This is a genomic window from Arthrobacter sp. AQ5-05, from assembly GCF_003287975.1.
In the GTDB taxonomy this organism is placed as follows: domain Bacteria; phylum Actinomycetota; class Actinomycetes; order Actinomycetales; family Micrococcaceae; genus Paeniglutamicibacter.
In genome coordinates this window covers 1-4,310 of record NZ_QMKQ01000059.1, presented here as the reverse complement: position 1 = coordinate 4,310, position 4,310 = coordinate 1, and the positions used below count along the sequence as shown (strand labels likewise).

Here is a 4,310-nt window from a genome sequence, read left to right as displayed (position 1 = left end):
AATCCCAAAAAGCCGGTCTCAGTTCGGATTGGGGTCTGCAACTCGACCCCATGAAGTCGGAGTCGCTAGTAATCGCAGATCAGCAACGCTGCGGTGAATACGTTCCCGGGCCTTGTACACACCGCCCGTCAAGTCACGAAAGTTGGTAACACCCGAAGCCGGTGGCCTAACCCCTTGTGGGAGGGAGCCGTCGAAGGTGGGACCGGCGATTGGGACTAAGTCGTAACAAGGTAGCCGTACCGGAAGGTGCGGCTGGATCACCTCCTTTCTAAGGAGCAACTAGCACCAGGCAGGATTCCACAGTGTTTCCGTGCGGGTGTTCAGTGCTGCTCGCATCCACCACTTGTGTTGGTGGGCGAGTGCTCAAGGGTGGAATATCAACAAATCATGGCCGTCCATCGCTGGTGGATGGTCTTCTAGTACGCTTGGCGGGATTCGTTCCGGCAGGTTGGAACGGGGACCATTGATTGGTGCGGGTGGTCTTTGGCACACTGTTGGGTCCTGAAACAACAGGCCCCGGTCCCTTGCGGGATCGGGTTTTGTTTTTTCAGTGTTCCCGCGCATGGCCTAAGCCGACACGATCCCCTTTGTTGCGGGTGTGTGGGTGGTGGGTGTGACGGGGTTGTTGTTTGGGAACTGCATAGTGGACGCGAGCATCTTGTGAAACGGGATCGATGATTCCGGTGGCCTTTTGGGCTGCCGGGTGGTTGTTCTTGTTTTGCATAAGCAATTTCTTATGAATTATTGAACCTGGTATGCATGCCTTCGGGTGTGTGTTTCTTGGTTCTTTCGATTGTATGTATGAAGCTCATGTAAATTTTTGACCCTTGTTTGTGGTCAAGTTTTTAAGGGCGCACGGTGGATGCCTTGGCATTGGGAGCCGAAGAAGGACGTGGGAATCTGCGATAAGCCTGGTGGAGTCGATAACCGGACGTTGAGACCAGGATTTCCGAATGGGGAAACCCCGTACGGTGTCATGCCGTATGACCCGCAGCTGAACACATAGGCTGCGTGGAGGGAACGCGGGGAAGTGAAACATCTCAGTACCCGCAGGAAGAGAAAACAAAAGTGATTCCGTTAGTAGTGGCGAGCGAACGCGGATGGGGCTAAACCGAGCCATGTGTGATAGCCGGCGGGCGTTGCATGGTCGGGGTTGTGGGACTTTCCATACCAGTTCTGCCGGACTGGTGAAGTGAGGTGCGGGCGCATAGGCGAATCGGTTTGAATGCCGGACCATAGAGGGTGAGAGTCCCGTAGTGCGAATGTGTTCCGCCGCTTTGTGAGAGTATCCCAAGTAGGACGGGGCCCGAGAAATCCCGTTTGAATCCGCCAGGACCACCTGGTAAGCCTAAATACTACCCAATGACCGATAGCGGACAAGTACCGTGAGGGAATGGTGAAAAGTACCCCGGGAGGGGAGTGAAATAGTACCTGAAACCGTGCGCTTACAATCCGTTGGAGCCTCCTTGTTGGGGTGACAGCGTGCCTTTTGAAGAATGAGCCTGCGAGTTAGTGTTACGTCGCGAGGTTAACCCGTGTGGGGAAGCCGTAGCGAAAGCGAGTCTGAATAGGGCGAGTTAGTGGCGTGATCTAGACCCGAAGCGAAGTGATCTACCCATGGCCAGGTTGAAGCGCGTGTAAGAGCGCGTGGAGGACCGAACCCACTTCAGTTGAAAATGGAGGGGATGAGCTGTGGGTAGGGGTGAAAGGCCAATCAAACTTCGTGATAGCTGGTTCTCCCCGAAATGCATTTAGGTGCAGCGTTGCGTGTTTCTTATCGGAGGTAGAGCTACTGGATGGCTAATGGGCCCTACAAGGTTACTGACGTCAGCCAAACTCCGAATGCCGATAAGTGAGAGCGCAGCAGTGAGACTGTGGGGGATAAGCTTCATAGTCGAGAGGGAAACAGCCCAGAACGCCAACTAAGGCCCCTAAGCGTGTGCTAAGTGGAAAAGGATGTGGAGTTGCGAAGACAACCAGGAGGTTGGCTTAGAAGCAGCCACCCTTGAAAGAGTGCGTAATAGCTCACTGGTCAAGTGATTCCGCGCCGACAATGTAGCGGGGCTCAAGCACACCGCCGAAGTTGCGTCATTCACATATTTGGCAGGCCTTCGTGGTCCAGCCGTGTGGATGGGTAGGGGAGCGTCGTGTGGGCAGTGAAGTCGCGGTGTAAACCAGCGGTGGAGCCCACACGAGTGAGAATGCAGGCATGAGTAGCGAATGACGGGTGAGAAACCCGTCCGCCGAATGATCAAGGGTTCCAGGGTCAAGCTAATCTGCCCTGGGTAAGTCGGGACCTAAGGCGAGGCCGACAGGCGTAGTCGATGGACAACGGGTTGATATTCCCGTACCGGCAAAAAACCGCCCATATTGACCTGGTGATGCTAACCACCCCAAGTGCCCATCATCCTTCCTTCGGGAAGGGTACCGGGTGTGCGGCGTGGGACCCGAACCAGGGAGGTAAGCGTATTAACAGGTGTGACGCAGGAAGGTAGCCGAGCCAGGCAATGGAATTGACCTGGTCCAAGGATGTAGGGCGAGTCATAGGCAAATCCGTGACTCATATAAGCCTGAGACCCGATAGGCGCCCCCCTTGGGGGGTGATTCGGTGATCCTATGCTGCCAAGAAAAGCATCGACGCGAGGTTTTAGCCGCCCGTACCCCAAACCGACACAGGTGATCAGGTAGAGAATACTAAGGCGATCGAGAGAATCATGGTTAAGGAACTCGGCAAAATGCCCCCGTAACTTCGGGAGAAGGGGGGCCTGCCCCGTGATGGAACCATGCGTTCCGGAGCGGGTGTGGGCCGCAGAGACCAGGGGGAAGCGACTGTTTACTAAAAACACAGGTCCGTGCGAAGTCGCAAGACGATGTATACGGACTGACTCCTGCCCGGTGCTGGAAGGTTAAGAGGACCGGTTAGCCCCTTGTGGGCGAAGCTGAGAATTTAAGCCCCAGTAAACGGCGGTGGTAACTATAACCATCCTAAGGTAGCGAAATTCCTTGTCGGGTAAGTTCCGACCTGCACGAATGGAGTAACGACTTCCCCGCTGTCTCAACCATGAACTCGGCGAAATTGCACTACGAGTAAAGATGCTCGTTACGCGCAGCAGGACGGAAAGACCCCGAGACCTTTACTATAGTTTGGTATTGGTGTTCGGTGCAGCTTGTGTAGGATAGGTGGGAGACTGTGAAGCCCGGACGCTAGTTCGGGTGGAGTCATCGTTGAAATACCACTCTGGCTGTACCGGTCACCTAACTTCGGCCCATGATCTGGGTCAGGGACAGTGCCTGATGGGTAGTTTAACTGGGGCGGTTGCCTCCTAAAGAGTAACGGAGGCGCCCAAAGGTTCCCTCAGCCTGGTTGGCAATCAGGTGTCGAGTGTAAGTGCACAAGGGAGCTTGACTGTGAGAGCGACAGCTCGAGCAGGGACGAAAGTCGGGACTAGTGATCCGGCGGCACGTTGTGGAACGGCCGTCGCTCAACGGATAAAAGGTACCTCGGGGATAACAGGCTGATCTTGCCCAAGAGTCCATATCGACGGCATGGTTTGGCACCTCGATGTCGGCTCGTCGCATCCTGGGGCTGGAGTAGGTCCCAAGGGTTGGGCTGTTCGCCCATTAAAGCGGTACGCGAGCTGGGTTTAGAACGTCGTGAGACAGTTCGGTCCCTATCCGCTGCGCGCGCAGGAAATTTGAGAAGAGCTGTCCTTAGTACGAGAGGACCGGGACGGACGAACCTCTGGTGTGTCAGTTGTACTGCCAAGTGCACCGCTGATTAGCTACGTTCGGAAGGGATAACCGCTGAAAGCATCTAAGCGGGAAGCCCACTTCGAGATGAGATTTCCACGCCACCTTGTGTGGCGAGAGGCCCCCAGCCAGACCACTGGGTTGATAGGCGGGATGTGGAAGCGAGGACCAAAGACTCGTGAAGCTGACCCGTACTAATAGGCCGACAACTTCAACCACAAACACCACACCACCCCTTTGTCGGGTGGTTGGCAAGATACGCTGCGTCCACTATGCGGTCCCGAAACAACAACCCTTGTTTTCGCGGAACCACAACAACAACAACCACTATTGTGGTCGTAACCATAGATTCACCATGCCCGGGCAGCGATGCGCGGTGCTGGTACTAGAGTTACGGCGGTCATAGCGTGGGGGAAACGCCCGGTCCCATACCGAACCCGGAAGCTAAGACCCACCGCGCCGATGGTACTGCACTCGGGAGGGTGTGGGAGAGTAGGTCACCGCCGGACAATCCGTCCCGGAACCCCTGAACATCATTGTTCAGGGGTTCCGATGTTTAA

3 rRNA genes are annotated in these 4,310 nt (G+C 55.5%); all 3 read left to right on the top strand.

The features are described 5' to 3' along the window. Positions 1-268: ribosomal RNA gene (locus DQ353_RS20900) — 16S ribosomal RNA — on the top strand; the annotation flags it as partial. 567 nt (positions 269-835) lie between these two features. Beyond that, positions 836-3,968 (top strand): 23S ribosomal RNA (locus tag DQ353_RS20895). A 174-nt stretch (positions 3,969-4,142) separates the two neighbouring features. After that, positions 4,143-4,259 (top strand): 5S ribosomal RNA (rrf, locus tag DQ353_RS20890). Positions 4,260-4,310: the final 51 nt, after the last annotated feature.